Consider the following 26,740-nt stretch of genomic DNA (forward strand, 5'->3'; position numbering starts at 1 on the left):
TCCTACGGTTCGGAGCGTGTCCAGCAGACGAATTCGGGCACTGGCAGATGGGTCGGACCCATATCAGGCGCCTGAAAGAATTCAGCAGAGGTAAGAAAATGAAGAAGGACATCCATCCGGAATACGCGCCGATCGTGTTCAACGATCTGGCTTCCGGCACCAAATTCCTCACCCGCTCCACCGCTAAGAGCGACAAGACCATCGAGTGGGAAGACGGCAACACCTACCCCGTGATCGACGTCGAGATCTCGTCCGCTTCGCACCCGTTCTACACGGGCAAGCAGCGCATCCTCGACTCCGCCGGCCGCGTGGAGAAGTTCAAGGACCGCTACAAGGGCTTCGGCAAGCGCTGATCTCGGGTATTCCCAACAGCTTTATTCAGATTGCCCCGCACACCGAACAGTGTGCGGGGCAATCTGCTGTCTGCGGGCCGGTTGTGTCCGTTACGGCGGCCCCGGAACTGTGCCCGGTTGGCGTATCTGCGGGGACGCCAACCGGGCAGGAGTGATCAGTCGATGGTGACTGAGACCTCGGAGGAGGGGCTCACCCGAGCCGCCGGATGGTAGAGCGAGGCGACGCCGGTGGCGTTGTCGAGGCAGTTCGCGATTCCGTGCGCGACCTTCTCCTTCGCGGAGACGACCGCGTCCTTGATGTCCAGACCGGTGGCGATGCCCGCCGCAATCGAGGAGGCGAAGGAGCAGCCTGCGCCGTTGACGAGCTTGTTGTTGACCTTGCGCGAACGCAGGGTGGTTACGGTCTCACCGTCGAAGAGGATGTCGATGGCATCGTCTCCGGCGAGACGAGCTCCGCCCTTGACGACGACGTTCTTCGCTCCCTGCCCGTGGATGATCTTCGCGGCCTCGACCATGCCCTCGACGGAGTCGATGGGGCCGACCCCGGCCAGGGTTGCGGCCTCTTCGAGGTTCGGGGTGACGACGGTGGCCAAAGGCACGAGGTTCTCGACGAAGAGGTCTTTGAGGTCGACCATGGTGCCTGCGCCCTTGCACACGAGCACAGGGTCGAAGACGTACGGCAGATCGTTGGTCTTCAGCTTTTCGGCGAGGACCAGTGCCGAATCGACAGAGCCGAGCATTCCGGACTTGATGGCGGTGAACTCGTGCACGGCCATCGTCGATTCGAGCTGACGGGTGACGACCTCGGGTTCGATGAACTCGAGGACGTGGGCGAATCCGTCATTTGGGTCGAAAGTGACGATGCAGGTGACGGCGGCAGTGCCGAAGGCACCGTATTCGTCGAACATCTTCAGGTCGGCTTCGAGTCCGGCTCCTCCGGATACGTCGGATCCGGCGACGGTGAGCACCTTTGCGGTCATAGTGGTCCTTTCAGGTAAAGCGTTCGCGAAGAAGTCTACGCGGGTTCAGGCGCCAGCGTAGCCGTGTTGGCGCCAGGCTTCGTAGATGGCGATCGACGCGGAATTCGCCAGGTTGAGCGAACGGCGTGCCGGCAGCATCGGGATCCGCACCGTCATGTCCACATGTTCGTCGGTGATCACCTCGTCGGGCAGTCCCGTTGACTCGCGTCCGAAGAGGAGGACATCTCCGTCTTGGTATTCGACTTCGGCGAAGGAATCGTCGGTATGCGTGCTGAACGCGATCACCCGACGCTCACCGAGGTGGCTCCACAGTTCATCGATCGATGGATGAACGGTGACATGGGCGAGGTCGTGGTAGTCGAGTCCGGCGCGGCGCAGCTTCGCGTCGGAGAGGTCGAAGCCGAGGGGCTCGACGAGATGAAGATGGGCTCCGGTGACCGCGGCGAGCCGGATTGCGTTTCCGGTGTTGCCGGGGATCTCGGGAGTGTGGAAGACGATGTCGATATTCATATCCCCCTCATCTTCTCACCTCAGAGGCTGGCTTGCGCACGAGCAGATAGCCCTGCCTGGTCGTCTCCGGGAAGCGGCCGGTCCGGTCGGGTTCGCGTTCGAGGCGGGCAGCAGGGGTGAAGCCGTGCGGTTCGAGGGCAGAGAGCACGTCTTCGATCGAGCGCCGGTGGAAGTCGAGGTCGACGTCGAAGCCTGCGAGATCGGAGAAGTGATCGATTCGGTCGCCGAGCTGAAACGCCAGCTGGAACCAACCGCCCGAGCGGAGGACACGGGCCGCCTCGGCGAAGGAGAGGGCCAGCGCATCCTCGGGGACGTGGATCGTCGAGTACCAGGCGACGAGACCGGAGAAGGACTCATCGGCATAGGGCAGGGCCGTCATCGACCCGACGTCGAACTGATGCGTCGGATAGAGCTCCTGAGCGAGTTCGATCATGGCCGGGGAGAGGTCGAGTCCGCGCGGTTCGAGCCCGAGGGCGGCGAGGAAAGTGGTGATGCGACCGGGTCCGCAGCTCATGTCGAGGACCTCCGCTGAGCCGGTGCCGAGGACGAGCTCGGAGAAGGCCCCCAGCACGGCACGGTCATGGGGTTTCGCGGTGAGCTCATCGGCGAACCAGTCTGTGTAGGTCTGTGCGATCGCATCATAGGAATCACGCGTGGGCACCTCGCGGGCGCGGGCTTCGTCAGTCATGACGTCACCGTACCCGTCTGTGCTGACTTGAGCAGTGCGGGTCAGTTCGGCGAACTTCCGGATGCACGAGGTTCAGCTCGGTCACCTGCAGAAAAGAAACACAATCGAATCTAAATGCGGATCCATGCAATCGAGTGCCATCCAGTGAGTTCTTGTGTCAGCGGCGAATCCTAGAGTGGAGGCACGGTTGGTGGTCAAGGGGATCGCCGGACCGGAGGGCCGAAGAAGCCGCGGGAGGGGAGCATCATGAGAGACGATGAGCCGATCGAAGCGGAGGCGGCCGACGTCGAAGGGCTGAGCGTGCGTGATGTCTGCTGCCAGCTTCCCGACTGTCGAGCCCGCAGGCGATGCGATGCCCACCACATCCTCCCCTGGTCGCAGGGCGGAACGACCGAATGGATAATCTCATCCTGCTCTGTCGCCGACATCACACTGTGGTGCACAAATACCAGCTGCGCATCGAACACACCGGAGCGGACTTCGCTGGAGCGATGCGCGGTCCTGCTGCCTTCGCCTTCTGCCTGCCTGACGGCTCCCAGCTGCTTCCTCTGGAAAACCGGGTGAGGGGGCGGATGATGTTCAACACAGCGGTTCGCGTCGCTGAGGTCAAGGAGATCACGAAAGCGGCCGATCCAGGCACTGTCGGCGGCGGTTACGGCTTTGACCTCGGCCTCTGTATCGCATGGATGTTCGAAGCCGAATGGCGACACGCCCGGGAGGGCAGAGCTGTTGTCTGAATCTTGCCAATTTAGAACACCAGTTCGATAATGGATGTCATGTCAGCAGCACCAGTGATCGAACAGCTCAGTCGGGAGACGGGGATCTCCACGGCTGCGGCGCTGTTCGACAAGATCCCACCTCATCCGGTGGATCCTGTGCTCTCTCCGCTGTTCCGTCGCGGTGGTCTGCCGCGCGGGGAACTCGTCACCGTCAGCGGTGAGCTGTCGCTGAGCTGCGGCCTGGCGACGATCGCTGCGGCGACCCGGGAGCAGAAGTGGTGTGCCGGCATCGGACTCGGCGAACCCGCGGTGTCCTCGATCGCCGACCTCGGCGTCGATCTCGACCATTTCGTCAATCTCGCGACTCCCGGTGAGGACTGGCTGCGAGTGGCGTCGATCCTCATCGAATCCTTCGACATCATCCTCGTCGACCCCGGCTTCGCCCCAAGTGCTTCGGAACGGGCCCGACTCCTGGCGAAGATCCGTGAACGACGGATGAGCCTCATCAGCCTCCGCCCCATGTCCGGCAGTACGGAACAGATCGAGATCACCGACACCCGCTGGTCGGGTGCCGAACACGGTCGCGGACGCCTGCAGTCCTGCCTCGTGCGCGCCCGGTCGCAGACGGGAACCCACCGGTTCCTGCTGCCGGGACCGTCGGGGACTCCCACCAGCGTCCCCGCGGGGACGCTGGAAGTGGTGACAGGCGGCGTCCCCGCGGGGACTGCGAACGCTGCAGCCGAAGCACGCACTGCCCCGGCCACAAGTCCGGCCACAAGTCCGGCCACAAGTCCGGCCACAGATCCGGACACAGATCCGGACATGGGCACGGACACAGCCGACGATCCTCGGTGGTCGACGATCACAGCGCTGCGGCAGGTGATCAGCCATGTCGGATGAGCCTGCCCGCACCCTCGTGCTCACCGTGCCCGACTGGCCGGCGGTGGCGGCAGCGATCGAACACGGCATCGCCCCCGGCCGCCCTGTCGCGGTCCTCCACGCCGGCAAGGTCATCGCCGCCAATGCTCCGGCCCGTGCCGCCGGGATCACCGCCGGGAACAACAGACGCGCCGTGGGATACCGCTGTCCGGAAGCTCACGTCGCGGTCTGGGACGAAGAGGCCGACAACCGGCATTTCAGTGCCGGGGTCGGTGCCCTCGACAGCCTCGTCGCCCGGTTCACCCTGCTCAGCCCGGGAACCTTGGCGCTCCCTCTCGACTCGCTCAGACACGGCTACGCCGACGAAGCCAGTGCTGTCGAGACTCTGGTCACTGCACTCGTCGACGACACCGGATGGGAGTTCTTCCCCGGAATCGCCGATACCGTCTTCGCCGCGGTCCTCGCCGCCGGTCAGGCACGGCGGGTCGAGCCCGGGCAGACCGTGGACTTCCTCTCCGCCCAGCCGATCACCACCCTGGAATACGCAGGCGCCGAGGCGACCGCGCTGATCGAGGTCTTCCTGCAGTTGGGGCTGCGCACCCTCGGCGACTTCGCCCGCCTGAGGGCCAAAGACGTGAACGCACGCTTCGGTGCCTTCGGTCGGCATCTGCACGATCTGGCCTCAGGGCGGGCAGGGGCCCCGCTCGCCGATCATGTCCGCGGTGAACAGCTCGACGTCGAACTCGACCTCGATGCCCCGACGACTCGCAGCGACACCCTCGGCTTCCTCGCCCGCCAGCTCGGCGCAGATCTGCTGGCCAAGGTGCGCAGGCAGGGCCTGGTCTGCACGCAGATCACGATCGAACTCGATGCCGCGGACGGCCAGTCCTCGTCCCGGACCTGGCGGATCGAGGACATGCAGGAGAACGCGATCGCCGATCGTCTGCGGTGGCAGGCCGAAGGCTGGCTGGCCGGAGTGAGCGCCGGGGCCGGACGCCCCGGCCCGAAACAGGGCTCTGGGCCGGGACAGAACCCCCGCACGGCACAGGCTGACCCGCAGGCGCTCGACATCGTCGACGAGCCGGCACCCGATGCCGAGGACTTCTCCGAGGACGGAATCATCGCGCTGCGCCTCATCGCAGCCGAACTGACCACTCCGATCGGTGCCACGCGCAGCCTGTTCGACGAGAACACCGGACAGATCACCCATACGCTCGAGCGTCTGCAGGGACTGTTCGGTCCCGATGCCGTCCTGGTTCCGGGCATCCAAGGCGGGTGGGACCCTGCCGAGACGAATCTGTGGACCCCGTGGCAGCAGGCGGCCGTGCCCGAACGGAGCCCGGCCGCCCCCTGGCCCGGCGCCCTGCACGCGCCCCGTCCGACGACCGTCGAACGCTCCGCCGTCGACGTGCTTGCGGCCGACGGCTCACCGGTGGAGGCACGCCCCTCGGGGCTGGGTGCGGTACCGGCGACGATCAGATTCCCCACCGGACAGACCGAGACCATCACCGACTACTCCGGTTCCTGGCCCATCGAATCCGGATGGTGGGATCCGAACCGAGCCGTCTACCGAACCCGTCTGCAGGTGGTCACCGATGCCGGCCGTGCCCTTCTGCTGAGCAAAGAACACGGTCAGTGGTACCTCACGGGCCGTTACCGCTGATCAAAACCCCGCTGACCCGACAACCCGCTTGAGAGGAGGAGCCCCGATGGGATTCTCGAACCCGCGCACACCGTGGTCGAAGCTGGCCCGCCGCCTCGAAGGCAAGGACGACGTCGACAAGCCACCGGTCGCCAAGCCGCCCGTGGACAAACCGGTCGACAAGCACGCCGACGGCTCCGACGCCCCGGCGTTCTCCCGCCCCGACCGTTATCAGGTCTCGGTCGGTCCCGGCGGTTCGGACGGACTCAGCCGCTATCAGCGGCCGAAGGACGCCGGCAGCGGCCAGGGGCCGGGCAGCGGACCACTGCTGCGTCGAAGCGGCGTGGACTGGGCGGAGCTGCATGTGCATTCTCAGTTCAGCTTCCTCGACGGAGCGTCCGACCCCGAAGAGCTCGTCGCCGCCGGTGCCGCCGCCGGGCTGAACTCCCTTGCACTGACCGATCACAACGGCCTCTACGGTGCTGTCCGCTTCGCCCACGCCGCCGCCGAGGTGGGGCTGGACACCGTGTTCGGCTCCGAACTGTCCATCGGTCTGGCCGAGAAGATCCCCGGCCAGACCGACCCCGACGCCACCCACCTGCTCGTCCTCGCCCGCAGCGTCGAGGGCTACCACCAGCTCTCTCAGACCATCACCGAGGCGAACCTGCGCGGGGAGAAGAACCGTCCGCTCTTCGACCTCGAAGAACTCGCAGCCGAGGACGGCGACTGGATGATCCTCACCGGCTGCCGCAAAGGTCCGCTGCGACGAGCGCTGGGCGACGACGACGGCGGGCTCAGCGCTCTGCGCGAACTCACCTCACTCTTCGGACCCGACCGGGTCGCCGTCGAACTCAGCCGGGACGGAACTCCGGATGACGACGAACGGCTGCGCCACCTCGGCGATCTGGCACAGCGGACCGGCCTGCCGATCATGGCCAGCAACGCCGTCCACTTCGCCACCCGGGCCGAGTGGAAGTCGGCCCAAGTGCGTGCCTCGGTGCGGTCGCGGAAGTCCCTGGACGAACTGGCCGGCTGGCTGCCGGCGACGGCGAGCGCACGCATCCACACCGGTGAGGAGATGCTCGCACGCTTCCCCCGGCGAGCCTTGGACAATGCAGTGCGGATCGGTCGGGACTGCTCCTTCGTGCTCTCCTCGGCCCGACCCGACCTGCCGAAGGCGCCGATGCCCGATGAGACGGAGGGGGAGACATATCTGCGCGGTCTCATCGCCGAACGCGGCCGCACTCGCTACGGAACCCGAGCCGAGAACCCTCGGGCCTGGGAGCAGCTTGACCGGGAGCTGGACATGATCGCGCAGCTGGGCTTCTGCGGATACTTCCTCATCGTCTTCGACATCACCGAATTCTGCCGCCATATGGGCATCTTCTGCCAAGGACGGGGATCGGCGGCGAACTCCGCGGTCTGCTACGTCCTAGGCATCACCGCCGTCGACGCCGTCAAACACGGACTGCTCTTCGACCGGTTCCTGTCCCCGGACCGCAAGGGGTACCCGGACATCGACATCGACATCGAATCCGGCCGCCGCGAAGAGGTCATCCAATACGTCTACGACCATTTCGGCCGCGACCGGGCCGCCCAGGTCGCCAATGTCATCACCTACCGTGCGAAATCGGCGATCCGGGACGCCGCCTTCAGCCTCGGCTATGCCCCCGGACAGCAGGATGCGTTCTCGAAGTCGAGCAACCGGTGGTCGAGTCTGCCCGATGCCGAGGACTCACCGGTGCCCGCCCCGGTGCTCGAGGTCGCCGAGGATCTGCTCGGCTCCCCACGCCACCTGGGCATCCACTCCGGTGGGATGATACTGGCCGACCGTGCCATCGGCGAAGTCGTGCCGATCGAGAAGGCGACGATGGGCCACCGCACCGTCGTCCAATGGGACAAGGACGACTGCGCGGCCATGGACCTGGTCAAGTTCGATCTGCTCGGTCTGGGCATGCTCACCGCCCTGCATGAGATGGTCGGACTCGTCCACCGTCACACCGGGGTCCGCATCGACCGGGCGGAGATCGATGACGACGACGAAGCCGTGTACGAGATGCTCTGCCGGGCCGACGCGATCGGGGTCTTCCAGGTCGAATCCCGCGCTCAACTGGCCACTCTGCCCCGGCTGCGTCCGACGACGTTCTACGACCTCGCCGTCCAGGTCGCCCTCATCCGACCGGGACCGATCCAGGGAGGCTCCGTCCACCCCTATATCCGCCGGCGGCAGGGCCTCGATAAGGTCGAATATCTCCACCCGCTGCTCGAGAAGTCCTTGGCCAAGACCTGTGGTGTGCCCCTGTTCCAGGAGCAGCTCATGCAGATGGCCATCGACGTCGGCGGGTTCACCGGGGCCGATGCCGACCGGCTGCGCCAGGCCATGGGCTCACGCCGGTCGGAGAAGCGGATGGCCGAACTCGCCGAGAAGTTCCGCACCGGTGCCATGGAGCGCGGAGTGGATGAGCACACCGCCGAGACGATCTTCTCCACCATCGCCGCCTTCGCGAACTACGGATTCCCCGAATCACATGCCATCAGCTTCGCGAACCTCGTCTATCAGTCCGCCTGGTTCAAATACCACCACCATGCGGCTTTCACCGCCGGACTGCTGCGCAGCCAGCCGATGGGCTTCTACTCCCCGCAGTCCCTCATCGCCGACGCCCGCCGGCATGAGGTGCCGATCCTGCCCGTCGACATCCGCCGTTCGCAGGCGGCCACGGACCTCGAACGGGTCGGACCCGGGAAACCGGGGCACACCATCACCGAGGCGGCGGCCTGGGACGGGGGCACCGCCTCAGCGGGGGAGCTGGGGATCCGTTTGGGACTGGACACCGTCGCACATGTCGGCTCCTTCGCCGAGGTGATCGTGACCGAACGCGACAACGCACCGTTCACCTCGGTGGCGGACCTGGCCGAGCGCACCGGAATCGGCAGACAGGCTCTGGAATCCCTTGCCACAGCTGGAGCCCTGTCCGGGTTCGACCTCGACCGACGGCAGGCGCTGTGGCTGGCCGGGGAGTCGCCGGTGCCCATCCGGGGCTGCTGCCGGGGACGGCGAGCGTGGACTCGGCCCCGACCCTGCCGGCCATGGATGCCTTCGACGTGACCTTGGCCGAGCTCTTCTCCACCGGGATCACCGTCGACGGCTACCCCACGGAGATCCTGCGCGAGACGCTGATCGCCCGCGGATACTCATCGACCGCGGATGCGGCGGCCGCCGCGGACGGAACCCGGATGACGGTCGCCGCGATCGTCACCCACCGGCAGCGCCCGGCGACCGCCTCGGGGATCACCTTCATCAACCTCGAAGACGAATTCGGGATGCTCAACGTCGTGGCCACGGCCGGGCTGATGAAACGCTTCCGCACGGTCGCGACCTCCCGCAATGCACTCGTCGTCACCGGGCTCATCCAACGCGGGGGAGACGTGGTGAGCCTCTACGCACACAAACTCATCCCCCTCGAAGTGCGGCTGCCGACGAAGGCGCGGAACTTCCGGTGACTTCTCCGGTGGCCTCGACGTCACCGGCAGCGGCGGAGCGCCGGGGCGAGGCCCGGCATAAGAACACGTCCGGGTGTGACGAAAGATGACACATGATGACGCCAACATGACAGACAGGCGGGAGTGAGCCGGAGAAGTCGATGACAGTAGACACATCACATCGCCTCAACCAGCGACACCGCCACCGCACTCACAGAGGAGAGTCACCATGACCCAGGCATTCGAAACCCGTCAGATCCATGCCGGACAGGCACCCGACCCGGTCACCGGTTCGCGCGCCCTGCCGATCCACCAGACCACCTCGTTCGTGTTCAACGACGTCGACCACGCCGCAGCGCGCTTTGCGCTGACCGACGTCGGTCCCGTCTACAGCCGCCTGACGAACCCGACGAACGAGGTCGTCGAGAACCGCATCGCCGATCTCGAGGGCGGCGTCCATGCCGTCCTCACCGCCTCGGGCCAGTCCGCGGCCTTCCTCGCGATCACGAACGTCGCCGGAGCCGGTGACCACATCGTGGCCAGCTCCAGCCTCTACGGCGGAACCGTCAACCTCTTCGATGTCACCCTGCGCAAGCTCGGAATCGAAACCACCTTCGTCGACGTCGATGACCACACAGCCTGGAAGAACGCGATCCAGGACAACACGAAGCTCCTCTTCGGCGAGGTCGTGTCGAACCCGCGCTCGGACATCCTCGACATCGAGGCGATCGCCGGAATCGCCCACGAGGCCGGCGTGCCGCTCTTCGTCGACAACACGCTCGCCAGCCCCTACCTCGTGCGTCCGATCGAGTTCGGTGCCGACGTTGTGCTCCATTCCGCTACGAAGTACCTCGGCGGCCACGGCAACTCCGTTGCCGGAGTCCTCGTCGACAGCGGAAACTTCGACTACGGCGCCTACCCAGAGCGCTTCCCCGGCTTCAACGAACCCGACGCGTCCTACAACGGACTCGTCTTCGCCCGGGACCTCGGCGCCGACGGAGCCTTCGGAGTGAACGTGTCCTTCGGACTCAAGGCCCGCGTGCAGGGCCTGCGTGACCTCGGACCCTCGCTCAGCCCGACGAATGCGTTCCTGCTGGCCCAGGGCATCGAGACCCTGAGCCTGCGCATCGAACGCCACGTCGAGAACGCGGACAAGGTCGCCGCCTACCTCGAGGCCCACAGCCAGGTCGACCGCGTCGCCTTCGCCGGACTCGAGTCGAGCCCTTGGAACCACCTGGCCAAGAAGTACCTGCCGAACGGTGTGGGATCGGTGCTCGCCTTCGACATCGCCGGCGGATACGACGCAGCTGTGGCCTTCGTCGACGCCCTCGAACTGCACTCGCTGGTGGCGAACATCGGCGACGTCCGCTCGCTCGTCATCCACCCGGCCTCGACCACGCACGCTCAGCTCGACGAAGAAGCCCAGAAGGCGGCCGGAGTCAACCCGGCACTGGTGCGCCTGTCCGTGGGAATCGAAGGCATCGACGACATCATCGGCGACCTCGACAAGGGCTTCGCAGCGGCAGCGGCGAAGGCGTCGGCCGCGGCCTGAGATGACCACCCAGAGCACCTCCGTCGAACGGATCCTGGGCTTCGGCACAGACTCGGGGCACACCTTCGGCACGGTCGAGATCGCCTATGAGACCTTCGGCACCCTCAACGCCGACCGGTCGAATGCGATCCTCATCGAACATGCTCTGACCGGCGACACCCACGTCACCGAATGGTGGGCGGGTGTCGTCGGTCCCGGGGAAGCCGTGGACACCGACAAGTACTTCGTGGTGTGCGCGAACTCCCTCGGGGGCTGCTCGGGCACGACCGGGCCGCAGTCGACCTACGACGACGGCCTGGCCTACGGATCCCGATTCCCGCGGGTCTCGATCCGCGATATGGCCCGCCTGGAGCACAACCTCGCCCAGATCCTCGGCATCGACTCCTGGGTCGCCGTCATCGGCGGATCCATGGGAGGTGCCAGGGCGCTGGAGTTCGCTCTGCTGGACAAACGGAAGGTCCGCAAATGCGCGGTCATCGCCGCGCCGGCCTTCTGCGAAGCAGACCAGATCGCCTGGGCGATGATGCAGGAACGCGCGATCGAACTCGACGCCGACTACTATTCCGGTGACTATTCGGCCGTCGGCAGCTTTCCCGGCCACGGCCTCGGCTTGGCCCGGCAGATCGCGCATCTGACGTATCGCAACGATGTCGACCTCAACGAACGCTTCTCCCGTCGGCTGCGTTCGGATGACTACTACGAGGTGACCTCCTACCTGGACCACCAGGCTAAGAAGCTCACCGCCCGGTTCGACCCGCACAGCTACATCGTGCTCACCCGCGCCCTGCGCGATCATGATGTGCGCCGGGGTCGCTCCGCCGATCTCAAGGTCGCACTGGCCGATGCCTGCACCGACAACCTCGTGGTCTCCGTGTCCTCGGACCGGCTGTTCCCGCCGGACCAAGTGGGCATCCTCGCCGAGGCGCTGCCCGGGAGAGTCCGGCACGACGTCATCGACTCCCCGGTCGGCCACGACGGGTTCCTCACCGAGACTGAGAAGATCTCCACGGTGCTCGCCGACTTCCTCGCCGACTGAGTGAGGCCGCAGACCGATCGCAACCGCTTCAAGCACCAGAAAGCCCCGCAGACCGTTCGCTGCGGGGCTTTCTGGTGTGCTGGGATCAAGGCCGAGCGATCACTTCGCGGCGGCCTTCGCCTTCTTCTTCGCGGCCTTGCGCAGCTGCTTCTCGTCGACCGGGAAGTCCTGATGTGCGCGCGCCCGACGGTAGTAGTCGGCGGCTTCGGCCTGACGCTCGGCTTCGACACCGGTGGCGATGGTGGCCCGACGGTGGACGTCTGAGTAGCCGAATGCCTCGACGAGGTCGAGGGCATTGGCCGCGAGCTTCTTGCACAGACTGTTCAGCGTCTCGTTGATCTGGCGTGCACGCGACATCGGCAGGCGACCGTACATGAGGTGCCAGGCCATGTGCTTCTCGATCAGCCCGAGACCGTAGGTGTCACGCAGGCGACGGAAGACCTTCGCCTGATCGGCGTCGGTCTGCTCCCTCATCTTCTCGTCCAGAGCCTTCCACTTCTCGAGTTCGACATAGGCGCGTGCCGTCTCGATGAGCTCGTGTTGGTGGACGTTGAACAGGTCGGCGGCCTGCGCAGCTGGCATCTTCGTGGCCGGACGCAGCGCCTGGGCGACTCCGGCGACCATGACCTCCACGCGGGTTTCGAGCAGAGTCCGCTGCAGGCGTCCCGATCGGATCCTCCTGTCACCGAGGTTCGGGGTCAGCGCATCCGAGATCGCACGTCCGGCATTGGCCAGACCGGTGCGGTAGAGCGTGTGCTCGGCCGCCTGGGTGCCGATGAACCGGGCGGCACCACCGACGTCGAGATGCGCGAACTCATTCGCATAATCGCCGAGGAGACGTTTGGCCACAAGCTGCAGCAGCACCGTGTTGTCGCCTTCGAAGGTGACATAGACGTCGAGGTCGGCGCGCAGTCCCACGAGGCGGTTCTCCGCCATGAATCCGGCACCGCCGCAGGCCTCACGGCACTCCTGGATGACGTCGAGGGCCATCCAGGTCGAATCGGCCTTGAATGCGGCGGCCCGGGTCTCGAGCAGAGCCCGGTTCTCCTCGGAGTCATCGGCACCGGCGAAGACCTCTTCGAACGAAGTCAGCAGCTTCTCGTGCGCGAATGCCGAGGCATAGACGGCGGCGAGGGCCGGCATGAGTCGGCGCTGATGCTGGCCGTAGTCGAGCAGAGTCGTCTCGGCGAAGTCATCGCCGGAAGTGAACTGCTTGCGTTCGAGCCCGTAGCGCACGGCGATGTCGAGAGCGAGCTTCGATGCGACCACGGAGGCGCCGTCGAGCGAGACGCGGCCCTGGACCAGCGTGCCGAGCATCGTGAAGAAGCGGCGTCCCGGCGATTCGATGGGGGAGGAGTACGTGCCGTCAGCGGTGACGACCCCATAGCGGTTGAGCAGGTTGGTACGCGGGATCCGCACGGAGTCGAAGCCGATGCGACCGTTGTCGACACCCTTGAGTCCGCCCTTGTATCCGTCGTCTTCGATCGAGATTCCTGGCATCGGCTCGCCGGCCTCGTCGCGGACGGGCACGAAGAAGGCGTGCACTCCGTGCTTGACTCCCTTGGTGATGAGCTGGGCGAAGACGACGGCGGCCCTGGCATCGCGGGCGGCATTGCCGATGAATTCCTTCGTGGCGGCCCGGAAGGGGGTGTCGATGACGAACTCTTCCGTCGCCTCGTCATAGGTGGCGGTGGTCGCGACATTCGCAACATCGGAGCCGTGTCCGATCTCCGTCATCGCGAACGATCCCAGCAGACGACCGGTCTGAGCGTCGAGCAGCCACTTGTGGTGCTGCTCTTCATCTCCGAGGTGGAGGATCGCCCCGCCGAAGAGGCCGAACTGGACGCCGGCCTTGATCTGCAGGCTGGGGTTGGATGTGACGGTCTCTTCGAAGCCGGCGATGTTCGTGGCGTGTTCGTTCTTCCCACCCATCTCCGGGGACAGTCCGGTCAGCGGCAGACCGGTCTCCGCCATCTTCATGACTCCGTCGAGAGTCTTCGCCCGCGCGGTATCGAGATCATCGGCTGGGTCGTCGTGCGTCGACGGCTCCTCCGCAATGGACCGTCCGCGACGGCGAGCTTCTGCCCAATGTCCGTCGAGGACGTCGTTGATGGCCTTCGGGTCAAGAGACAGCTTCATTGTTCTACTCCTCGTTGTTCGGGCAGGGTTGCCCAGAGCCAATGGGTGATCGTGGTTGCGAATTCCTCGGGCCGTTCCGGTCGGGACAGCCAGGTCTCGGTGGCGGCGCGGACGAATCCGATCGCTCCGGCCGACCACAGCTGTGCCTGCTCGCCGCTCAGATCGAGGCGTTCGGCCAGCAGTGCGGCGATGGAATTGAAGAAACCGCCGGTCTCCTCGGGCGCGAACCGATTGACCGCGGTGTCGCAGAAGCGATAGATATTCGGCGAATCCGCGGCGAGGGTGACGAAGGCCCGGATCATCGCGGCCAAGGACTCCTCCGCCGCAGGTGTGGACTCGCCCTTCGCCGAGGCGGCCGCAGCCTCATCGAGAGACCGGACGATGACGCCCATCGCCCATTCGCCCATGGCTGACTGGAGACCCGCCCGGTCGGTGAAGTAACGGTAGAGAACCGACTTCGACGTTCCGGTCGCCTCCGAGATCTGCTCCATCGACATATCGTCGCCGTGTGCGTCGACGACGAGCCGCACGGAGCGCAGCAGTTCGCGACGACGTTCATCGCGATGCTTCTGCCACCTCGTCGAGCGACCGTCTGTGATCGATTTCATGTAACCGACAGTATCAGGTACTGTCGGTATCGGCTAAATCAATCACTCGGAGGTGCACATGTCCGCTCCCAACAATCGCGCCGTCATCCTCGGCGGCAACCGAATTCCCTTCGCCCGCTCGAACAAGCAGTACGCGAAGGCCACGAACCTCGATATGCTCACCTCGGCCATCGACGGGCTCGTCGCCCGCTTCGGACTGGCCGGAGAGAACATCGGCGAGGTCTCCGGAGGCGCCGTCCTCAAGCACTCGAAGGACTTCAACCTCACCCGGGAAGCCGTGCTCGGCTCCGCCCTGGCGCCGACGACCCCTGCCTTCGACCTCGGTCAGGCCTGCGCCACCGGCCTCGAAGCCGTGGTCAGCCTCAACAACAAGATCAACGCCGGACAGATCGAATCCGGAATCGCCTCGGGCGTGGATTCGACCTCCGACGCGCCGATCGTCATCAACGATTCGATGCGCGAGATCCTCCTCGAACTCACTCGTGCGAAGACGATGGTGCAGAAGGCGAAGATCGCCTCCCAGATCCGCCCCGCCTACCTCGCACCGCAGGCGCCGTCCACGGGCGAACCGCGCACCGGGCTGAGCATGGGAGAGCACCAGGCGATCACCACGGCAGCATGGGGCATCAGCCGACAGGCTCAGGACGAACTCGCCGTGGCCTCGCACAAGAACCTCGCCGCGGCCTGGGACTCCGGATTCTTCAACGACCTCACCACCCCATACCTCGGGGTCAGCCGCGATACGAACATGCGTGCCGATTCGACCGTGGAAGCGCTGGCGAAGCTCAACCCGGTCTTCGGCAAAAAGCTCGCCGCCGAGGCGACCATGACCGCAGGCAACTCGACACCGCTGACCGACGGTGCCTCCTCGGTGCTTCTGGGCAGTGAGGACTGGGCCGCCGAACACGGGTTCACCCCGCTGGCGCGACTCGTCGATGCCGAAGCCGCCGCCGTCGATTTCGTCGACGGTGCAGAGGGGCTGCTCATGGCTCCCGCCTATGCCGTGCCGCGCCTGCTGGCTCGCAACGGATTGACCTTCGACGACTTCGACGTCTTCGAGATCCACGAGGCCTTCGCCTCGACCGTGCTCTCGCACCTGGCAGCCTGGGAATCCGAGGAGTTCTGCAAGGACAAGGCCGGTCTCGATGCGGCGCTGGGCACCATCGACCGTGACAAGCTCAACCCGCTGGGCTCGAGCCTGGCCGCCGGCCATCCCTTCGCGGCCACCGGCGGACGCATCATCGCCACCACCGCCAAGTACCTGAAGACCACCGGCAAGAAGCGCTCCCTGGTTTCGATCTGCGCAGCAGGCGGACAGGGACTGACCGCGATTGTGGAGGCAGCATGAAAGACACCTATCTCTCCCTCGTCAACGGACCGCTGAAGCAGGTCGCCAAGACCCTCGGCCTGCCGCAGCCGGTCGAACTCAACCGCTTCGGCTCGACCCCGGCGTCATATGAGAAGCAGCCGGTCCTCGTCCTCGGCACCGGCCCCGGAGCCCAGGGCCTGGCCGATCAGCTGCTGGAGAACGGACTCGAGGTCCGCCGCAACGCACAGACCGGCGAGAAACTGCGGGCCATCATCGCCGTCCTCGACTATGCGCAGTCCCCGGCGGACCTGTCACCGGTCGTCCTCGAGGTCGGAGCCGCACTGCGCTCACTGGCTGCCTGCGGTCGCGTGATCACCATTTCGACGGCTCCGGATGCGCAGAATCAGACTCCAGAACAGGCCGCCACCACACAGGGCATCACCGGCTTCACCCGGTCGGTCGCCCACGAGATGCGCGCCGGCGCCACCGCCAACGGAATCCTCCTCGACGGCGTCGACCTCACCGCCCCCTCGGTGGCAGCGGCCCTGTGGTTCCTGCTCTCGGGAAAATCCGCCTATGTCTCCGGACAGTTCCTCACGGTGTCCTCCGACGCCGGTCAGCGACTGAGCCTGGACGAATTCATGTCCACCGGTGACGCCGGCCCGTTGTCCGGACGCACCGCCGTGGTCACCGGAGCCGCACGCGGGATCGGAGCCGCGATCGCGGAGAATCTCGCTCGCGACGGCGCCTATGTCATAGGTGTGGACATGCCGCAGGCCGGTCAGGCCCTGGCGCAGGTGATGAACCGGATCGGCGGCAAGTCGCTGCAGCTCGACATCACTTCGGCCGACGCCCCGGACAAGATCACCGAAGCGCTCGGAGGTCCCGTGGACATCCTCGTCCACAACGCGGGCATCACCCGCGACAAGATGCTGGCGAACATGGATGCGGCCAAATGGGATTCCGTCATCGCCGTCAACATCGCCGCGCAGACGATGATCAATGCCCGCCTGGCTGAGAAGGGACTCTTCGCTGAGGGCGCGCAGGTCGTCTCCCTGGCCTCGACCTCGGGAATCGCGGGCAACCGCGGGCAGACGAACTACGCGACCTCGAAGGCCGGGGTCATCGGACTCACTGCTGCCTCGGCGGAGGACTTCGCTGCCCGCGGGGGAGCGATCAACGCGATCGCACCCGGGTTCATCGAAACGGATATGACCGCGAAGATGCCGACACTGACCCGTCAGGTTGCGCGCCGGCTCTCGAGCCTGCAGCAGGGTGGTCAGCCGATCGACGTCGCCGAGGCCATCGGCTTCCTCGCATCCAGCGGAGCCCGCGGCATCAATGGACAGACACTGCGCGTGTGCGGTCAGAACATGGTGGGTGCATGATGGCGGATTCGATGCTTCCGATCTACGCTCGAGCCCTGCTCAAGACCCTGCCGGTGGGATCGCGCACCGGTCCGGAGCTGCCGGACTATGCGATCGACCGCAGCATTCCGCTCGAACCGGTCGCGTATGCGGGCTTCGCCCATGTCGTCGGCCACAGCCTGGACGATATCGTCCACCCCGGCTATCTGCATATCCTCGGCTTCCCGCTGAGCATGCAGCTGCTGGCCGATCCCGAAGTGCCGCTGCCGATGATGGGGATGGTGCACATCCACAACCGCGTCGATATGCATTCGCAGGCCCGACTCGGCGAGGTCGTGGACTTCCACATCGAACTCGGCGGGCCCTTCGAACATACGAAGGGCACGACTATCGAGGTTCAGCTCGAGGCGACGGTCGACGGGCGCCCCGTGATGAACGAGGTCTCCACATACCTGGCCAAGGGGCGGAAGCTGTCGGGAGCCAAGCCGAAGGCGCAGGTGCCGCACCTCGAATTCACCGCACCGCAGCCGAGTGCTCTGTGGCGTCTGGACCCGATCATCGGCCAGCGCTATGCGAAGGTCTCCGGTGACTACAATCCGATCCACCTCAACGGTCTGGCCGCGAAGGGATTCGGGTTCCCGAAGCAGATCGCCCACGGGATGTACAGCGCCTCACGGGTGTTCTCGGCGATGGATCCCCGTCTCGAGTCCTACCGCTGGGATGTGTCCTTCGCCAAGCCGATCCTGCTGCCAGGCACGGTCGGCTATGCCTTGACCGAGGGGCGTCGTCATGAGGCCTCGCAGTCGGCCGTCTTCGACTTGAAGACGGGCAAACCGCACGTCCTCTCGCAGGTGGCACACCTCGACTGATGCCTGAAGAAGTGCAGTGCGTCACAAAAGCCGATTTCGATTTTGCGACACCGTTTCGCGCATGTAAAGTTATCTCTGTTGCCAGCGCGAGTGGCGGAATTGGTAGACGCGCTAGCTTGAGGTGCTAGTGCCCAACTTATCGGGCGTGGGGGTTCAAGTCCCCCTTCGCGCACAACGAGGAGATGGCCTCCGGATTTCGATCCGGGGGCCATCTTCGTATTCGAGGCTGGATGTCCCCCCCCAAACTTCGGGGATGCAGGGGCTTCCGCGGGTCGAAAGATCATACGCACTGATCGAGATCACCACCTTTGAACTTCGGACCCGCTGATACACGTCATCTGACCTGTGAGTCCCGCCCACGGTTGGGATACGGTTGTGACTGTCAGGCCGATCACAGCACTGCCGCGTGATCCACCCACCATCGAGGGGAGTCCCCGTGTTTGATTTCAGTGCCGCAGAGGACGAAGTCACCGAACTGTGCCGTCAGCTCATCCGAATCGACACCCAGAACTGGGGCGGGAACAAAGCCAACCCTGAGCTCCCGGCAGCCGAACTCATCGCCTCCTGGCTCGCCGAGGTGGACCTGAAGTCCGAAATCGTCGAATCCTCCCCAGGGCGGGCCAACCTCGTCGCCCGCGTCAAGGGCTCCGATCCGGAAGCTCCGGCACTCGTCGTCCACGGCCACACCGACGTCGTTCCGGCGGCCGCGGAGGACTGGAGCGTCGATCCGTTCGAAGGTGTCATCAAGGACGGGCTTCTGTGGGGCCGCGGCGCTGTGGACATGAAGGATATGGACGCAATGATCGTCGCCTCCATTCGTGCCATGCTGGCTCAAGGACTCACCCCTCGCCGGGACCTCGTGATCGCGTTCTTCGCCGACGAGGAGGCCGGAGGCAATTTCGGTGCGCGGCATATGGTGCGCAATCGTCCCGAACTGTTTGCCGGAGCCACAGAGGCGATCTCCGAGGTCGGCGGCTACTCCGTCGATATCCGCGGGCAGCGCGTCTACCTCATCCAGACTGCGGAGAAGGGACTGGCCTGGCTCAACCTCATCGCCCACGGCACCGCGGGACACGGATCCCAGCGCAATGACGATAACCCCGTCACGCGACTCGCCGCAGCGATCACCCGGATCGGCAACCACCCATGGCCCCAGGAGATCCCCCTGGCCACCCGGAAGCTGCTCGAAGGCGTCTCGGAGCTCACTGGAATCGAATTCACGGCGGAGAGCATCCCGCAGCTGCTCGCCGAGCTCGGGTCGGTCGAGAAGTTCGTGGCCCCGACCTTGCAGAACACCTCCAACCCGTCATTCCTCGAAGCCGGATACAAACACAATGTCATCCCGGGCACCGCGACCGCCTACGTCGACTGCCGCACACTGCCGGGCCAGCACGAGGACGTGATGTTGAGGATCAAGGAGCTCGCGGGGGAGGGCATCGACATCACGGCCGAGGATGAAGGCGACGCGCTGGAGTCACCGTTCGACACTCCGCTGGTCGCGCAGATGCAGAAGAGCCTGCTTGCCGATGATCCGAGCGCCAACGTTCTGCCCTACACGCTCTCCGGAGGTACGGACAACAAGTCGATGGCCGAACTCGGCATCACCGGCTACGGCTTCGCCCCGCTCCAGCTCACGGGTGATCTCGACTTCCCTGCCATGTTCCACGGCGTCGATGAGCGGGTGCCGATCTCGGCGCTCAAGTTCGGGACGCGGGTTCTCGGCGACTTCCTGATGAAGGCCTGATCGGGACGGGCAGAACTGTCACGACGATCCCGACGAGCACTCCGGCGGCGCTGAGCACCGTGGTCAGAGTGACGTCGGAGCCCGGGATCGGCAGCAGCACATCGAGTGCCAATGCTCCGACGAGGTTGCCGAAGAGCGCGAACAGGCTGAGCAGCAGCACGCCGAGCCTTGCCACGGTCACCGTCGTCAGAGCGATGAAGACCACCCCGAAGGCGCCGCCGAGGAGGATCCACCATTGATCCGGCGCGCTGGGGAAACTGCGCCAGGGTATCCCGGTCACGAGCAGGACGAGCGTGCCGATGATGAGTGCGAGGAAACCGACGGTGAAGTTCACCGTCGTCGCGACCACGGCGGACCTGGTGGCGGCACGGATATGGCCGTTGAACGCCTGCTGCACACTCGTCAGCGAGCCGGATACGAAAGGCAGCAGGGGAGCCCACAACCCGATTCCCGACTGCAGACGATCACCGGCGGCGAAAGCCAAGGAGGCGAGCACGATGAGCACGCCGAGGATGCGCAGCACACCCAGACGCTGTCGACCTCCCGGCGGCAGCTCGGTGGAATCGACGATGAGTCCGCCGGTGACCTGACCGGACACGAAGGCCATCGTGAACATGGCTACGCCCATCACTGGAATGGTCGTGGCCTGCGCGATGACGACGAGGCAGCCGCTCAGACCCCGAGCAGCATCCACCAGGGCAGCGTGCGCTCGCACAACAGGGAGAAGAGATATCGGGCCGCGCCTCGGGAACGAGCGGAGACCACAAGGGCGATTCCGACGCAGAGAAGTCCGACGAGGAATGAGACGAGCGCGGCGAAGACGGCATGGCCGAGGACCTGACCGAGCAGACCGTTCGCTCGGCCCTGCAGGGACATCGCCGCTCCCGCAGCGATCGTGACAAGACCAGCGGTGAGAACAGGAACGAGGGAAGGAGACCTCAAACCATCAGTTGTTCAGGGTCAGCGGCATGATCTTCCGGCGCAGCCATACGGTGCGGACTCCGCCGACGGAGATGCGGGTGCGGGCGAGTTCCCACTGCCCGTATTCCGCCTGGTCGTTGAGTTCCTGCAAGCTGACCGACCGCGGCACATCACGAGAGAACGAAACCTTGCGGAACTCGTAGGTCATACGTGGACGCTGACGTTTCATAGACTCACCCTAGACGATCTGGGCTAATCTTGAGGGTATGCCCGTCATCGTTCTGCTGCGGCACGGCCTCTCCAGCGCCAACGTCTCCGGAATCCTGGCCGGACGCGCCCCCGGCGTGTCCCTCACCGACGAGGGAGCCCGAGCTCTGCGGGCCAATCTCGAACTGCTGCCGCATCGGCGCTTCGCCCACCTACTGCATTCGCCGCTCCAGCGCTGTGAAGAGACCGCGACAATCGCTGCGGAGACCGCTGATTTCGAGCGCGTCTGCGTCGACGAGGCCGTGATCGAACTCGACTACGGTGCCTGGACGGGGCGATCGCTGGAGGAACTGGGGCAGGAACCTCTGTGGGAGACCGTGGTGAAGACGGCGTCACAGGCAAGGTTCCCCGGAGGGGAATCCATCACCGAGGCCTCCGACCGTTCGACGGCTCGAGTCCGTGAGCTCGTGGCGCAGCTGCGCGAGGAGGAACGTGCCGACGGGGAGAACAAGGTTGCAGCGGGGACCGGGACCGGCGACGGGAAGCCGGCCCCGCCTCGGTGGGCGATGATCGTCTCCCATGGCGACATCATCAAGGCGATCATCGCCGATGCGCTGGGAATGCCACTCGACGATTTCCAGCGTCTGAGCGTCGCTCCCGGATCATTCACGGTCATCGACTTCTCCGGTGACCGGCCGGTGCTCGCTGCGATGTCGGTGACCGCTGCCGGACTCGCACAGTCGGCCGCGGTCGGCGGCGGCGGAACGCGCTGATCCCGGCACTCTGGAGCGAGTGCCGGGATCAGGTCATGCAGGTTCAGGCCGGGATGCCGACTCAGACGGCGGCGAGGACTCCCGTGCCGAGCAGGATGTAGAGGACGATGCCCAGGGCCACTCGGTACCAGACGAAGACGGCGAAGGATTTCGTCTCCACGTATCTGAGGAACCAGTGGATGACGACGAGACCAAGACCGAAGGCGATGATCGTGGCGAGGATCGTCGGTCCCCAGCCGAGCACCATGGCCTCGCTGCGACCGAGTGTCTGCGCCACACCGTAGAGGCCCGAGCCGACGACGGCGGGAATGGCGAGCAGGAACGAGTAGCGGGCCGCAGAAGGCCGATCGAAGCCCATGAATCTGCCGGCCATGATCGTGCCGCCCGAACGCGACACGCCGGGGATGACGGCGAGCGCCTGAGCGAAGCCGTACAGAATGCCCTGACCCCACGTCATATCCTCGAGAGTGCGTTCGCGCTTTCCGGCCCAGTCGGCGATGCCGATGATGAGACCGAAGACGATGAGCATCGTCGCCGTGATCCAGAGGCTGCGCAGAGCACCTTCGATGTAGTCCTGGAAGAGCAGGCCGATGATGACGATGGGGATCGAGCCGACGATGATGAGCCAGCCCAGGCGCACCTCGGGATCCTTGCGATCATGCTTGCCGACGAGCGCCTTGCACCATTTCGAGATGATTGTGACGATATCGCGCCAGAAGTAGACGACGACTGCCGCCTCGGTGCCGATCTGGATGATGGCGGTGAAGAATGCGCCCGGATCGGAACCGGGAAGCATGAATTCGCCGACGATGCGCACATGCGCCGACGAGGAGACCGGGAGGAACTCGGTGAGTGCCTGCACGATTCCGAGCACGGCAGCGACCAGCCAGTCGTACATACGACTCCTTGAGAATATGAGGTGGGAACGAAACCACGGTAGTCGCAGCATCGGGTAACCTCAAGAAACATGAAGCACCAACGCCTCGGCACCACCGGTCTGGAAGTCAGCGATGTGGGTCTCGGGACCTTCGAGTGGGGGCACCGGGTCGGTGATCAGGCCGCCCAACGCCTCGTCGATGAGTATAGAGACGCAGGTGGCAACCTCATCGAGCTGCCCACCTCGGCCACGATGTCCGCCGAGGTTCTCGGGCAGCTGAGACTTCCCGAAGAGATTCTGCTGCTGGGCCGCGTGGGCGTGTCCATGCGTGAACCCGACCACATCGATGTCGGACTCGGGCGGTCGCGAATCCTCAGCCAGGTCGATTCGCTCCTGCGCACAGTGGGTCGTGATCACCTCGACGTGCTCGTCCTCGACGTCTTCGATGCCGAAGTCGACCGTGCCGAAACCGCCTCGGCGGTTGAGACGCTGCTCACCCTGGGGAAGATCCGCTACGTCGGCGTGTCCCACCACACCGGTTGGCAGCTGGCGGAGATGCGCGGCGCCGGAATCCCTGTCGCATGCGCCGTGGCCGAATACTCACTGCTCAACCGCGACGCGGAGGCAGAGCTTGCCCCTGCCGCCGACTACGCGGGAGTCTCACTCATCGCCGGAGCGGGGCTGGGCCGCGGTGTGCTCACCGACAAATACCGGAATGCGACTCCGCAGGATTCGCGCCTGGCGGGGGAGCTGAGCGAATACGCCGGCGCCTACCTCGACGAGCGGTCGAACCGTGTGCTCGCTGGTGTCCGCCGGGCCGCGACTGCCCTGGGAGTGTCGACCTTGGACATTTCCCTGGCTTTCAACCGGCAGCACGGAATCGCGAGCACTCTGGTCTCGCCCCGCACCCCGGCACAGCTGGCCGAGGTCACCGGCAGCGAGGTCGAATTGGCCAATGAGATCGCCGAGGTGCTCGACCAGATCTCATGGAGTCCCTCGGCTTAGAGCGAAACGGCTCAATGCAGTGGTCAGCGCACGAAGTTCTCAGTCGTCTTCGTCGTCATCGTCGAGGAGGAACTCGTCATCGTCTTTGGCGTCCTCGACATCGTCGAAGAGTTCGAATGGGGTGACTTCGTCGAACGCGGTGTAGATCGCGTCTTCGTAGATTTCGAAGGCATCGGCCAAAGCCATATAAGCGGCTTCGACTCGGGGGTCTTGGTCACCATTGCGGTGTGCAGATGCAGCGTAGTGTTCTCTCACCGCTTCGAGGAATGCGTCCAGGGCCTCACGAGGATCAGTGCTCATGACTCAAATGTATCCCAGGCAGGACCGACATGTAAGTGTTTGAACTAGGCTGAAGACATGGCAGCTCTGTACGACCACCCCACACCTGATCGTTTCGTCGTCGGCACAATCGGTCTCCCCGGCGAGAGGACGTTCCTCCTCCAAGCGAAGTCCGGCAATTCGCTCACGACCGTGGTCGTCGAGAAGGAGCAGGTCGAGATCCTCTCCGATCGGATCACCGAACTGCTCGATATGGTCATGATCAAGGATCCGGCCGCCCGGGTCCCGCAGACTGCCCTTGATGATCTCATCGACAATGCCGGACTCAACGTTCCCATCGAACCAGAGTTCCGCGTCGGCACGATGAGCCTGGGCTGGGACACAGTCAAACACGAACTCGTCATCGAATGCTTCGAACTCACCGAGGCGGACGCCCAGGCCGGAACCTCCGCCGACCCCGATGACGACGAGGTCGAACGCGAAGTACTGCGCATCGTCCTCGACGCTGCCGCTGCCCGAGAATTCGCCCGCCGCGGCGAACAGGTCGTCAGCGCCGGACGCGGAGACTGTCCGTTCTGCTCCCTCCCGCTCGAACCCGACGGCCATCTGTGTCCTCGGGCCAACGGGATCCCGCGCGCCTGATCAGGGATGGACCACGGGATTCTCCTCGACGCTCTGGAAGCGGGGGATTGGACTGAGATGGGATCGATCCCACGCGCCAGCAACGACACCCGACTGCTCGTGCTCGAACACGAGGGCCGGGCGATCAAAGCCGTGTACAAACCAATTTCCGGCGAACGACCCCTGGCAGACTTCCCACAGCAAACGCTGGCCCTGCGCGAGGTCGCGGCATTCCGTCTCTCCGCCGCCCTCGACCTCGGGGTGGTTCCGCCGACGGTGCTGCGCGACGATCTTCCCGCCGGACGCGGGTCTTTGCAGGCCTACGTCGAAGCCTCCGACGATGACGAAGCGGTGACCGTGTCGACGGTCAACGCGATCCCCGTCGATCACACCCCTATCTTCGCCCTGCGCACCGAAGACGGCCGCGACATTGTGCTCTCCCATTCTGTCGACAGCGGACTGAGGGCCATCGCCTTCTTCGACCTGTTGGCCAACAATGCCGACCGCAAAGCCGGTCATGTCATCACAGGCAGCCCTCTGCCGAGCACGGCAGCCGCCGATATCGGCATCTTCGGCATCGACAACGGGCTGACCTTCCACCATGAGGAGAAGTTGCGCACCGTACTGTGGGGTTTCTCTCGCACTTCGTTCTGCGCCGAAGAGATCGATGCCCTGCAGGAAGTCGCCGCCATGGACGACGCACTGCGGACACAATTGAGCGACTGTCTGTCTGCCGACGAGCTGCAGGCCCTGAAATACCGGGCGAACCGACTTCTCGCCACTGAATTCTTCCCCGAAGCACCTGCCGATCGCACCGTGATTCCCTGGCCGCCGATCTGAAACCGGAATCACGTCAGCTCGAAAGTGCCGAACGCCTGCCTCTCGGTTAGGCTGGGTGCCGTGAAGTCATGGCCCGAACCTCAACTGCCCCGTCTGACCAGCACCGGCAAGGTACCCACGGTCTTCGATACGAGCACCCGCAGTCCGCGCCGCCTGCGCGGATCCGAGCAGACTGCTCGACTCTACGTCTGCGGCATCACCCCCTACGATGCGACTCACCTCGGGCATGCCGCCACATATGTAGCCTTCGACCTGCTCAACCGGATCTGGCGCGATGCGGGACTCGAAGTCGTCTATGCGCAGAACACCACTGATGTCGACGACCCGCTGCTGGAGAGGGCAGACGCCACGGGAGTCGACTGGCGCGAACTCGCCTCCTCCCAGATCCAGCTCTTCCGTGAGGATATGGAAGCTCTGCGGGTGATCCCGCCGGCCAGCTTCATCGGCGTAGTCGAGTCCGTCGACGAGATCGCCGCCGGCGTCCGCGACCTCGTGGACAAGGGAGCCGCGTACACACTCGACAACGGTGACGTCTACTACCGGGTCTCAACCCAGATCACCCCGCCGTTCGGCACCGTCAGCCATGATGATCGGGAGACCATGGCCGCGCTCTCTGCCGAACGCGGCGGAGACCCCGAGACTCCGGGCAAGGAGAACCCCATCGACCCGCTGCTGTGGCGGGCAGAGCGCGAAGGGGAACCGTCCTGGGACGGCGGAGCACTGGGCCGGGGGCGGCCGGGCTGGCATGTCGAATGCACCGTCATCGCCGATAAGTACCTCGGCTTCCCCGTCGATGTGCAGGGAGGCGGCAACGATCTCATCTTCCCGCATCACGAGATGAGCGCAGCCCATGCTTCGGCCTGGCGGGACACGCCGATGGCGAAGACCTATATGCACACCGGAATGGTCGGGCTCGACGGCGAGAAGATGAGCAAGTCCAAGGGCAACCTCGTCCTTGTCTCTCAGCTGCGCGAACGCGGAGTCGATCCCATGGCCATCCGCACCGTGATCCTATCCAACCATTACCGCAGCGACTGGAGCTTCACCGAGGAGCAGCTGTCCATCGCCGAGGCGCGCTTGAAGGCGTGGACGCATGCGGCCAAATGCGAATCAGAATGTCGTCAGGGTCTGCGCGAGCACATCATCGGCCTGCTGCGCGAAGCACTCACCGATGACCTCGACAGCCCCCGGGCTCTGGGCATCCTCGACGAGTGGGCCGAACACTATGCGGACTCCGAACCTTCGGAGACCGCGGCGCTCAGCGGCGACCGAGTCGCTGACGCCGTCGACGCCCTGCTGGGCATCCGCCTGCTGGACTGACGACGAGCGGCGTTCACCACCC

26 protein-coding genes, 1 tRNA gene and 1 pseudogene are annotated in these 26,740 nt (G+C 65.1%); 18 read left to right on the forward strand and 10 right to left on the reverse strand.

Translation table 11 applies throughout. From position 1 onward, the window contains the following. Positions 1-98: 98 nt before the first annotated feature. Positions 99-353: a type B 50S ribosomal protein L31 gene (locus BLU88_RS11100; RefSeq protein WP_009375892.1), complete on the forward strand. Its 255-nt coding sequence runs from the start codon at positions 99-101 to the stop codon at positions 351-353. Between the two features lie 155 nt (positions 354-508). Here the strand turns inward: BLU88_RS11100 and BLU88_RS11105 are convergent, their stop codons facing one another. Genes BLU88_RS11105 through BLU88_RS11115 form a run of 3 tightly spaced genes read right to left on the reverse strand, consistent with a single transcriptional unit; the run spans position 509 to position 2,531 of the window. Continuing rightward, on the reverse strand, positions 509-1,333 hold the full coding sequence (locus BLU88_RS11105; RefSeq protein ID WP_092013710.1) for a PfkB family carbohydrate kinase: 825 nt from the start codon (positions 1,331-1,333) through the stop codon (positions 509-511). Positions 1,334-1,378: 45 nt separating this feature from the next. Then, entirely contained in the window at positions 1,379-1,843 is a 465-nt protein-coding gene (locus tag BLU88_RS11110; protein ID WP_092013712.1) for a tRNA (cytidine(34)-2'-O)-methyltransferase, read from the reverse strand. A 7-nt stretch (positions 1,844-1,850) separates the two neighbouring features. Continuing rightward, positions 1,851-2,531: a class I SAM-dependent DNA methyltransferase gene (locus BLU88_RS11115; RefSeq protein WP_092013715.1), complete on the reverse strand. Its 681-nt coding sequence runs from the start codon at positions 2,529-2,531 to the stop codon at positions 1,851-1,853. Between the two features lie 395 nt (positions 2,532-2,926). Here BLU88_RS11115 and BLU88_RS11120 point away from each other — a divergent pair, with 395 nt between their 5' ends. The 7 genes from BLU88_RS11120 (at position 2,927) to metX (ending at position 11,839) form a co-directional block, all read left to right on the forward strand. Then, positions 2,927-3,268 carry a hypothetical protein gene (locus BLU88_RS11120; protein ID WP_092013719.1) on the forward strand — a complete coding sequence of 114 codons (342 nt, stop codon included), beginning with the start codon at positions 2,927-2,929 and terminating at the stop codon, positions 3,266-3,268. Between the two features lie 39 nt (positions 3,269-3,307). Beyond that, positions 3,308-4,150: a DNA recombination/repair protein RecA gene (locus BLU88_RS11125; protein WP_231939368.1), complete on the forward strand. Its 843-nt coding sequence runs from the start codon at positions 3,308-3,310 to the stop codon at positions 4,148-4,150. Continuing rightward, a complete protein-coding gene (locus BLU88_RS11130) occupies positions 4,140-5,792 on the forward strand; it encodes a DNA polymerase Y family protein (RefSeq protein WP_092013722.1) in 1,653 nt (550 codons plus the stop codon). Before BLU88_RS11125 ends, BLU88_RS11130 begins: the two co-directional genes overlap by 11 nt. Before the next feature lie 46 nt (positions 5,793-5,838). Beyond that, positions 5,839-8,877, forward strand: coding sequence for an error-prone DNA polymerase (locus tag BLU88_RS11135; RefSeq protein ID WP_407922829.1), 3,039 nt, complete (start codon positions 5,839-5,841; stop codon positions 8,875-8,877). After that, on the forward strand, positions 8,859-9,272 hold the full coding sequence (locus BLU88_RS19150) for a hypothetical protein (RefSeq protein ID WP_407922830.1): 414 nt from the start codon (positions 8,859-8,861) through the stop codon (positions 9,270-9,272). Before BLU88_RS11135 ends, BLU88_RS19150 begins: the two co-directional genes overlap by 19 nt. 208 nt (positions 9,273-9,480) lie before the next feature. After that, complete coding sequence (locus BLU88_RS11140; protein ID WP_092013725.1) at positions 9,481-10,803, forward strand: O-acetylhomoserine aminocarboxypropyltransferase/cysteine synthase family protein; 1,323 nt, start codon at positions 9,481-9,483, stop codon at positions 10,801-10,803. 1 nt (position 10,804) lies between these two features. Next, entirely contained in the window at positions 10,805-11,839 is a 1,035-nt protein-coding gene (gene metX / locus BLU88_RS11145) for a homoserine O-acetyltransferase MetX (RefSeq protein WP_092013729.1), read from the forward strand. A gap of 99 nt (positions 11,840-11,938) precedes the next feature. Here metX and BLU88_RS11150 read toward each other — a convergent pair whose 3' ends face one another. Continuing rightward, the gene (locus tag BLU88_RS11150; protein ID WP_092013732.1) at positions 11,939-13,978 is read right to left on the reverse strand and encodes an acyl-CoA dehydrogenase family protein; all 2,040 of its coding nucleotides are present in this window, start codon (positions 13,976-13,978) and stop codon (positions 11,939-11,941) included. Continuing rightward, positions 13,975-14,586, reverse strand: coding sequence for a TetR/AcrR family transcriptional regulator (locus tag BLU88_RS11155; RefSeq protein ID WP_092013735.1), 612 nt, complete (start codon positions 14,584-14,586; stop codon positions 13,975-13,977). Before BLU88_RS11155 ends, BLU88_RS11150 begins: the two co-directional genes overlap by 4 nt. A 58-nt stretch (positions 14,587-14,644) precedes the next feature. Here BLU88_RS11155 and BLU88_RS11160 point away from each other — a divergent pair, with 58 nt between their 5' ends. The 5 genes from BLU88_RS11160 (at position 14,645) to BLU88_RS11180 (ending at position 19,875) form a co-directional block, all read left to right on the forward strand. Then, a complete protein-coding gene (locus BLU88_RS11160) occupies positions 14,645-15,934 on the forward strand; it encodes an acetyl-CoA C-acetyltransferase (RefSeq protein WP_092013738.1) in 1,290 nt (429 codons plus the stop codon). Next, entirely contained in the window at positions 15,931-17,283 is a 1,353-nt protein-coding gene (locus BLU88_RS11165; RefSeq protein ID WP_092013741.1) for a 3-oxoacyl-ACP reductase, read from the forward strand. The genes BLU88_RS11160 and BLU88_RS11165 overlap by 4 nt, the downstream gene beginning before the upstream one ends. After that, entirely contained in the window at positions 17,280-18,131 is an 852-nt protein-coding gene (locus BLU88_RS11170) for a MaoC/PaaZ C-terminal domain-containing protein (protein WP_092013745.1), read from the forward strand. Before BLU88_RS11165 ends, BLU88_RS11170 begins: the two co-directional genes overlap by 4 nt. 84 nt (positions 18,132-18,215) lie before the next feature. Continuing rightward, positions 18,216-18,303 (forward strand) — tRNA-Leu (locus BLU88_RS11175). A 264-nt stretch (positions 18,304-18,567) separates the two neighbouring features. Continuing rightward, on the forward strand, positions 18,568-19,875 hold the full coding sequence (locus tag BLU88_RS11180) for a M20/M25/M40 family metallo-hydrolase (RefSeq protein WP_092013749.1): 1,308 nt from the start codon (positions 18,568-18,570) through the stop codon (positions 19,873-19,875). Here BLU88_RS11180 and BLU88_RS18730 read toward each other — a convergent pair. From BLU88_RS18730 to BLU88_RS11190, 3 genes and pseudogenes are all read right to left on the reverse strand, one after another. After that, positions 19,829-20,398 carry a DMT family transporter gene (locus BLU88_RS18730; protein ID WP_231939732.1) on the reverse strand — a complete coding sequence of 190 codons (570 nt, stop codon included), beginning with the start codon at positions 20,396-20,398 and terminating at the stop codon, positions 19,829-19,831. The two genes, BLU88_RS11180 and BLU88_RS18730, sit on opposite strands and share 47 nt — an antisense overlap. An 18-nt stretch (positions 20,399-20,416) precedes the next feature. Then, a pseudogene (locus tag BLU88_RS18735) lies at positions 20,417-20,751 on the reverse strand (DMT family transporter); the annotation flags it as partial. Between the two features lie 70 nt (positions 20,752-20,821). Next, the gene (locus tag BLU88_RS11190; protein WP_092013752.1) at positions 20,822-21,004 is read right to left on the reverse strand and encodes a DUF5703 family protein; all 183 of its coding nucleotides are present in this window, start codon (positions 21,002-21,004) and stop codon (positions 20,822-20,824) included. Positions 21,005-21,062: 58 nt separating this feature from the next. Here BLU88_RS11190 and BLU88_RS11195 point away from each other — a divergent pair, with 58 nt between their 5' ends. Further along, positions 21,063-21,776 (forward strand): histidine phosphatase family protein, encoded by a 714-nt coding sequence (locus tag BLU88_RS11195; RefSeq protein ID WP_092013755.1) that lies wholly within the window; start codon positions 21,063-21,065, stop codon positions 21,774-21,776. A gap of 61 nt (positions 21,777-21,837) precedes the next feature. Here BLU88_RS11195 and BLU88_RS11200 read toward each other — a convergent pair whose 3' ends face one another. Next, a complete protein-coding gene (locus BLU88_RS11200; RefSeq protein ID WP_092013758.1) occupies positions 21,838-22,674 on the reverse strand; it encodes an undecaprenyl-diphosphate phosphatase in 837 nt (278 codons plus the stop codon). Positions 22,675-22,743: 69 nt separating this feature from the next. On the opposite strand from BLU88_RS11200, the gene BLU88_RS11205 reads away from it, so the two are divergent. Further along, positions 22,744-23,658 (forward strand): aldo/keto reductase, encoded by a 915-nt coding sequence (locus BLU88_RS11205; protein WP_092013761.1) that lies wholly within the window; start codon positions 22,744-22,746, stop codon positions 23,656-23,658. A gap of 39 nt (positions 23,659-23,697) precedes the next feature. On the opposite strand, the gene BLU88_RS11210 is transcribed toward BLU88_RS11205, so the two are convergent. Continuing rightward, on the reverse strand, positions 23,698-23,958 hold the full coding sequence (locus BLU88_RS11210) for a hypothetical protein (RefSeq protein ID WP_025778383.1): 261 nt from the start codon (positions 23,956-23,958) through the stop codon (positions 23,698-23,700). 57 nt (positions 23,959-24,015) lie between these two features. On the opposite strand from BLU88_RS11210, the gene BLU88_RS11215 reads away from it, so the two are divergent. The 3 genes from BLU88_RS11215 to mshC are packed head-to-tail and all read left to right on the forward strand — an operon-like array spanning position 24,016 to position 26,718. After that, entirely contained in the window at positions 24,016-24,579 is a 564-nt protein-coding gene (locus BLU88_RS11215) for a DUF3090 family protein (RefSeq protein WP_157689081.1), read from the forward strand. Between the two features lie 6 nt (positions 24,580-24,585). Further along, entirely contained in the window at positions 24,586-25,398 is an 813-nt protein-coding gene (locus BLU88_RS11220) for an SCO1664 family protein (RefSeq protein WP_092013764.1), read from the forward strand. A 60-nt stretch (positions 25,399-25,458) separates the two neighbouring features. Next, positions 25,459-26,718: a cysteine--1-D-myo-inosityl 2-amino-2-deoxy-alpha-D-glucopyranoside ligase gene (gene mshC / locus BLU88_RS11225; protein ID WP_092013767.1), complete on the forward strand. Its 1,260-nt coding sequence runs from the start codon at positions 25,459-25,461 to the stop codon at positions 26,716-26,718. The last annotated feature ends 22 nt before the right edge of the window (positions 26,719-26,740 follow it).

It is taken from the genome of Brevibacterium siliguriense (genome assembly GCF_900105315.1).
Lineage (GTDB): Bacteria > Actinomycetota > Actinomycetes > Actinomycetales > Brevibacteriaceae > Brevibacterium > Brevibacterium siliguriense.

Coding starts and splice junctions, on each gene's coding strand:
- BLU88_RS11110 (WP_092013712.1), bottom strand. CDS start 1,843: ATGAATATCGACATCGTCTTCCACACTCCCGAGATCCCCGGCAACACC.
- BLU88_RS11115 (WP_092013715.1), bottom strand. CDS start 2,531: ATGACTGACGAAGCCCGCGCCCGCGAGGTGCCCACGCGTGATTCCTAT.
- BLU88_RS11220 (WP_092013764.1), top strand. CDS start 24,586: ATGGACCACGGGATTCTCCTCGACGCTCTGGAAGCGGGGGATTGGACT.
- BLU88_RS11205 (WP_092013761.1), top strand. CDS start 22,744: ATGAAGCACCAACGCCTCGGCACCACCGGTCTGGAAGTCAGCGATGTG.
- BLU88_RS11105 (WP_092013710.1), bottom strand. CDS start 1,333: ATGACCGCAAAGGTGCTCACCGTCGCCGGATCCGACGTATCCGGAGGA.
- BLU88_RS11150 (WP_092013732.1), bottom strand. CDS start 13,978: ATGAAGCTGTCTCTTGACCCGAAGGCCATCAACGACGTCCTCGACGGA.
- BLU88_RS11140 (WP_092013725.1), top strand. CDS start 9,481: ATGACCCAGGCATTCGAAACCCGTCAGATCCATGCCGGACAGGCACCC.
- BLU88_RS11200 (WP_092013758.1), bottom strand. CDS start 22,674: ATGTACGACTGGCTGGTCGCTGCCGTGCTCGGAATCGTGCAGGCACTC.
- BLU88_RS11100 (WP_009375892.1), top strand. CDS start 99: ATGAAGAAGGACATCCATCCGGAATACGCGCCGATCGTGTTCAACGAT.
- BLU88_RS11165 (WP_092013741.1), top strand. CDS start 15,931: ATGAAAGACACCTATCTCTCCCTCGTCAACGGACCGCTGAAGCAGGTC.
- BLU88_RS11135 (WP_407922829.1), top strand. CDS start 5,839: ATGGGATTCTCGAACCCGCGCACACCGTGGTCGAAGCTGGCCCGCCGC.
- BLU88_RS11195 (WP_092013755.1), top strand. CDS start 21,063: ATGCCCGTCATCGTTCTGCTGCGGCACGGCCTCTCCAGCGCCAACGTC.
- BLU88_RS11190 (WP_092013752.1), bottom strand. CDS start 21,004: ATGACCTACGAGTTCCGCAAGGTTTCGTTCTCTCGTGATGTGCCGCGG.
- BLU88_RS11120 (WP_092013719.1), top strand. CDS start 2,927: ATGGATAATCTCATCCTGCTCTGTCGCCGACATCACACTGTGGTGCAC.
- metX (WP_092013729.1), top strand. CDS start 10,805: ATGACCACCCAGAGCACCTCCGTCGAACGGATCCTGGGCTTCGGCACA.
- BLU88_RS11130 (WP_092013722.1), top strand. CDS start 4,140: ATGTCGGATGAGCCTGCCCGCACCCTCGTGCTCACCGTGCCCGACTGG.
- BLU88_RS11215 (WP_157689081.1), top strand. CDS start 24,016: ATGGCAGCTCTGTACGACCACCCCACACCTGATCGTTTCGTCGTCGGC.
- BLU88_RS11170 (WP_092013745.1), top strand. CDS start 17,280: ATGATGGCGGATTCGATGCTTCCGATCTACGCTCGAGCCCTGCTCAAG.
- BLU88_RS11160 (WP_092013738.1), top strand. CDS start 14,645: ATGTCCGCTCCCAACAATCGCGCCGTCATCCTCGGCGGCAACCGAATT.
- BLU88_RS11125 (WP_231939368.1), top strand. CDS start 3,308: ATGTCAGCAGCACCAGTGATCGAACAGCTCAGTCGGGAGACGGGGATC.
- BLU88_RS19150 (WP_407922830.1), top strand. CDS start 8,859: ATGGATGCCTTCGACGTGACCTTGGCCGAGCTCTTCTCCACCGGGATC.
- BLU88_RS11210 (WP_025778383.1), bottom strand. CDS start 23,958: ATGAGCACTGATCCTCGTGAGGCCCTGGACGCATTCCTCGAAGCGGTG.
- BLU88_RS11155 (WP_092013735.1), bottom strand. CDS start 14,586: ATGAAATCGATCACAGACGGTCGCTCGACGAGGTGGCAGAAGCATCGC.